Below are 5,241 nucleotides of genomic sequence, written 5' to 3'. Positions count from 1 at the left end.
TGAAAGGATTTCTGCGTACCGATCCGTACAAATGTATTCTGTGTGGCGACAGGCTGCTTTTCACCGGGGCGCAAATGGGTAAAAAAGCAACGGAATTGTTGTCAGAAAGACTGCATAACCTGGAGAAAAAGCGATGGTTACGCAGCTAAACGCAGGATCAATGTGTCTAAAATAAGGAAATCAGGTTAGAAATTACACTCTCTAAGGAAATGTTAACTGGCACTAAACACAATAAATCGATCCCCATCTCCTTTTTGCAATAAGGGATGGCTTTTGCTACTCACTTTAAAAGCGATTCAATTTCCTAACCATGAACGAAAGGGGTTATTTACGACTTGCATCATCAGAATAGGCGCAACAACATCTCTCGTGCAGTTTATGTTGGGGGCGACATTAGGCCATAGCATGACATTTAATCAGGCAATGATTGCAACCATTTTAGGGAGTCTTTTTCTGGAATTTATCAGTCTCGGATTAGGTATTGCGGGTGCAAAAGAAGGATTATCAACCAGCCTTTTATCGCGCTGGTGTGGATTTGGCTACTTTGGATCAGCCTTAATCGGCGGGATGATATCGATAAGTACCCTTGGCTGGTTTGGGGTACAAAATGCAATCGTAGCTAAAGGCATATTGGCTGCCATGGCATTAGAGAACCCTCACTATGCTTTTTATGTCGTGGCAGCAATTTCAGGCTTGTCATTATCCACGTTAGTTGCTTTTGGGTTCAATGGGTTAAGCTGGATAGCCAAGACTGCATTGCCTCTTTTTTTTCTAGTGGTTGGCTGGAGTTTTTATCAAATCTTAAAAAATTACGATATATATCCCTTATTCACTATGGAACCTCTAGGAAATCCTCTTTCTATCAGCGCGGCAGCAACAGCGGTAGCCGGTGGATACATCGTGTTTGCAATTATTAGCCCTGATATGAGCCGCTATTGCAAAAATGGAAGACAGGTTTTTGGGATGATGACCAGTTCTATTTTTGTCGGGGAATTCATTGTTAACGGCATATCAATATTAATTTCTCACGCACTGAATACCGCTAATGTGGTCGAAATTATGACACAAAGCGCGGGATGGATTGGGCTTTTTTCTGTCTTGCTTTCTGCGGTTAAAATTAATGATCTAAATTTATATTCGGCCGTACTTGGTTTTTCAAATTTTTTATCAGTTATTACCCGAAAGAAATGGCATTATGCAGGTTTAACCTTATTCTTGGGTGTAACAGGCACTTGCATTTCAATGATCGGTATTTTAGAAAAGTTTATTCCTTTTCTTATCATGCTGGGCGTATTATTTCCGCCGGTCGCAGGGATAATGCTGGTTGATTACTACATTTTACGCACTCATCGTGATTTACTTGAACTCACGCACAATCGGGGAACGCTCCCAAGCATAGAATACATAAAGAAAACAGGTAAAGCGGCAATGATGGCATGGATTGGAGGGAGTGTAGTTGGATTCACTATTGAATCGGGGATACCTTCACTTAACTCGCTACTCGCTGCGAGTGTCATTTACGGGGTTATCTGTATCTTTAATACAAAAATACAGATTTTAAAATAATCAAGATAAAATAAAAATGAATTTTAACCGTATAATGGATGGATAGATAATCCCCTATAGCGGTATTTATCGTCTTAATGACCCAGCTGCTTTTGCTTTTATTCTTATCGTATTTTCTGACATATACCCCAAAGGTAAAGATTCGAGTTCAATAAGTGTTATTGATTCCGGTACAGCTCCCGCTTCTACCGCCGCTTTAATTGCCATATTTTCAGCCTGTTCTAAATAAGTTTCTAATGTTTTTCTTTTGGTAGAAATAATCATATCAACACTACCGCTCACCTGAGCCATAGCAACACCAATAGCATTTGCTACTCCAGAATGTAATAGCCTGATAACCTTTGAGGCACCTTTTAATTTAATGGGTAAAAGTTCAGCCCCACCCCCAACTAAAATAACCGGCAAATCATTAGCACTGTTGTTCATTTTTTCCAGAACACTTTCTATCATCGATACGTAACAACGTGCCGCTTTTTCTACTAATTTTGAAGAAAGATAAGCGATTTTATTTCCATCACCTATGTTCGCCCACCCCATAGCGACGGCTATATCAGTAACCGTCAACACATCACCACCGAAAACAAGGGACTTCTGGGGTAACTGATAACCAACACTCTCTGGGCCGATGGTTACGGTATTATCTTCACTTACCTTAACAACAGACCCACCCCCGAGACCAATAGAGGTCACATCAGGCATCCGAAAATTAGTCCGTACACCCCCGATCTCTGCAGATAAATAGGATTGTCTAGGATAGCCATTTTTTACGATACCCACATCTGTCGTTGTACCGCCAACATCAACCACAATGGCTTCATCCAAACCAGCTAACTTTGCTGCCCCGAATATACTGTTAGTCGGACCTGATGCAATGGTTAAAACCGGAAATTTTCTTGCCTGACTCAGAGACATCAACGTGCCATCATTCTGACCAAAATAAAGTTCAGCGCTGATATCATGTCGCTTTAGTGTTTGTTGGAACCCTTCGGTAATTCCCTTTGCAACCTGACATAATGCAGCGTTAAGGATAGTGGCATTTTCGCGTTCCAGTAAACCAATCGTTCCAACTTGCGACGATAGAGAGATGGCAACAGAATCCCCCAGAATTTCTTTTATCAACACTTCAGCTCTACGCTCTTGTTCGTCAGTTATTGATGAAAATAAGCCACAGACTGATACTGATTTTATTACGTCTTTGATTGAATAAAGTTGTTTTCTCAGTGTTTCTTCATCAAGTGCAGAAAACAACGTACCATCATAGTGATACCCACCTTTAACCGAAAATAGATGGACAGATAGACTATTTTTAAATTCCAGTGGCATGTCTGTTAAAGGCGCTATCGATAAAGCGGCGGGTGACGTCAACCGAAAATGCGAAATCGGTGACAACCCTTTTCGTTCCACAATGGCATTAGTGCAATGGGTCGTCCCTAACATAGCACGATGAATTAACGCTCGATTGATTGACTTATCGGCAAGTAACACCTCTAAGGCTTTATTGATACCTTGCATAACCTGAGATGTTGTAATTTGTTTAGTTTTAGCCACAATTCTATTATGAGAATCAAGCAAGACTGCATCCACATTCGTACCACCTACATCAATTCCGATACAGTAAGTCATACTCTTTCCCGCTTGTCATTCTCGACCAATTGTTCAACCGAGACATAATTCAGCGAATATTTAAAGTAATTGGGTCCACTGACCTCAATACCACGAGGTGTCCGCCATTTTTCATTAGCCGGCGCACCAATCGCAACAACATTCATGCCATAACTTAATCGCTCAGTCAGTATAGGAACACCGGTATCCTCATCAACCAAAATAATTAAATCCGGGGTCATACATAACGGCGTGTCGGTTTTCTGTACCAATAAATATTCATTTTGAAATAAAACAGTAAAACTCATTTTTTTATCATCTAAACTAAGAAAACTAGCATATCCATGTGTAAAACCGCCTTCACTACGTCGATTCAATCGATTCAATTTTCCACGAAACAAAACATAGCCATTAAGTATCGACGCCAACGTATTAACTAAATTATCTTTATTCACAATAGCTTGGTGCATCTGCTCACCAATAGATTTCATTAAACTTAGAGATCCTGCAATCCCCGATTTTTCGGCTTGAATAGCCGAAATGGGATAACCAGCAAAAATAGCCGCCCCACCCATTTTATCAGTGATGGTACGGATAAAAATTTCAGATTGATAACTGTCTGTAGCATCGACCATAACTGTGTTCAGTTTTTCATCGATAACAACAAAAGGAGAAGCATTGATTTTATCAAGATAAAAAGTGGTCATATGAAACTGAGGAAAAGCTCGTCCCATCCCATCGACATCTACTACAGGCAAACCTAAAAGACAGGCGGTGGTGAGCGGTAACAAAGAATTAATTCCACCGGCTTCTATGGGATAAATAGCCGTAATTTTTTTCTTTAAACTTTCTTCCACTCGACGACAGGCTAAAATAGATTCTTTACCATTCGGTAGTTTTTCTATCATAACAGCCGGAGAGCCTGTCATGCCTGTTGACAACAACATGTCATTTGGGTGCAATTCATTAATGCTAATTAATCGAATTGGGCCATGTTTTTCAATAGCCTGCTGAGCCATTATTTTCCCGATATATGGATCACCCCCGCCGCCACTCGCTAAAACCGAAGCACCATAGCTAATATGCTCTATTGCCTCAACATCAAGAAGCATCACTGTTTTTCTCTTAAAAAGATATAAATAGTGCAAGCTATCATGATAGAGAAAAACGAATAATTCAAGGGCGCAATGCTTATTTATTTCTGTTTTTATAACAATGTTTTTACAAAATCTACATCATAATATTGCTTCTACAACGTAAATCCAACTAAAAGGCTTAGACAAAATTAATAATAAAAAAGAGTAATTAATCACCATATCTAATGATTAGATATGGTGTTATTTTTTAAAAACGCGTTACACCGACGTATAACAATACTAAATTTTAACTCAAAATGATGATGTACGAAGAGACGTTAAATTTTTCAAATAAAAATAGTTTGAATTTAATAATAAAAAACCACGAAAAATGGGGCTTTGAGAATTAGTTTTAGCTGGCAAATTAGCCAACATCAGGGAAATACAATAATAATTATTTTGCTTTAAAGATTACTTTTTTACTTACCAACACCATGGAAACACCCAAAGGGAATATGTAGCAGTACAAGAGCATATTCCCTTTACCTAAAATTTTCTTTTGAGAACAAAGAGGAAATTATCATGATTCAACCCAACAAACACAGAACAACATTTCGAAGACTCCAACCTGGTATGTCCGTTTTGTACAACGAAGAAGTTGTAAAAATAATAAGATTAGAACCCTGGGATAAACACACCGATAACTGGGCTGACGAATCTGACAATTTCTGTTTCTTTGGCAAGATGCCCATAAGGTAATTGAGTCAGATGTATATCCCTCGTCCTGCTAAACTACTTTTCACCATTGATGACGGTTGGAATAAATTCCTTGAAAAATACGGCTATAGCGTTAGTTCGTGGACGAGTTTATCTGTGGAGCGCATGCTTGCCTGCGGCACTTGTGCCATGGGTGTCCGGCGCTATTGTTGCGCTTCGTCTGATTGTTCTCACAGCCGTTTTTTCTGCCAAAGCTGTAAGTCAAAAGCCTGCAGTTCAT

4 protein-coding genes and 1 pseudogene are annotated in these 5,241 nt (G+C 39.4%); 3 read left to right on the top strand and 2 right to left on the bottom strand.

Annotation, left to right across the window (positions count from 1 at the left end; genetic code table 11):
• Together G468_RS25490 and G468_RS0116015 are read left to right on the top strand one after the other, a co-directional pair.
• A pseudogene (locus tag G468_RS25490) lies at window positions 1-149 on the top strand (IS91 family transposase); the annotation flags it as partial.
• Window positions 150-273: 124 nt separating this feature from the next.
• The gene (locus G468_RS0116015; protein ID WP_051297163.1) at window positions 274-1,566 is read left to right on the top strand and encodes a purine-cytosine permease family protein; all 1,293 of its coding nucleotides are present in this window, start codon (window positions 274-276) and stop codon (window positions 1,564-1,566) included.
• Window positions 1,567-1,632: 66 nt separating this feature from the next.
• Here G468_RS0116015 and G468_RS0116010 read toward each other — a convergent pair whose 3' ends face one another.
• Both G468_RS0116010 and G468_RS0116005 read right to left on the bottom strand, forming a co-directional pair.
• Complete coding sequence (locus G468_RS0116010; protein ID WP_026823911.1) at window positions 1,633-3,189, bottom strand: hydantoinase/oxoprolinase family protein; 1,557 nt, start codon at window positions 3,187-3,189, stop codon at window positions 1,633-1,635.
• Window positions 3,186-4,280: a DUF917 domain-containing protein gene (locus G468_RS0116005; protein WP_034250221.1), complete on the bottom strand. Its 1,095-nt coding sequence runs from the start codon at window positions 4,278-4,280 to the stop codon at window positions 3,186-3,188. Before G468_RS0116005 ends, G468_RS0116010 begins: the two co-directional genes overlap by 4 nt.
• A 732-nt stretch (window positions 4,281-5,012) precedes the next feature.
• On the opposite strand from G468_RS0116005, the gene G468_RS23160 reads away from it, so the two are divergent.
• A partial coding sequence (locus G468_RS23160) for a transposase zinc-binding domain-containing protein (RefSeq protein ID WP_211229679.1) occupies window positions 5,013-5,241 on the top strand: 229 nt, incomplete at its 3' end.

The organism is Arsenophonus nasoniae DSM 15247, from assembly GCF_000429565.1.
GTDB lineage: Bacteria > Pseudomonadota > Gammaproteobacteria > Enterobacterales > Enterobacteriaceae > Arsenophonus > Arsenophonus nasoniae.
Note: the sequence above shows the minus strand (reverse complement) of the source record. Positions and strands in the feature narration are given on the sequence as shown.

Coding starts and splice junctions, on each gene's coding strand:
- G468_RS0116010 (WP_026823911.1), bottom strand. CDS start 3,189: ATGACTTACTGTATCGGAATTGATGTAGGTGGTACGAATGTGGATGCA.
- G468_RS0116005 (WP_034250221.1), bottom strand. CDS start 4,280: ATGCTTCTTGATGTTGAGGCAATAGAGCATATTAGCTATGGTGCTTCG.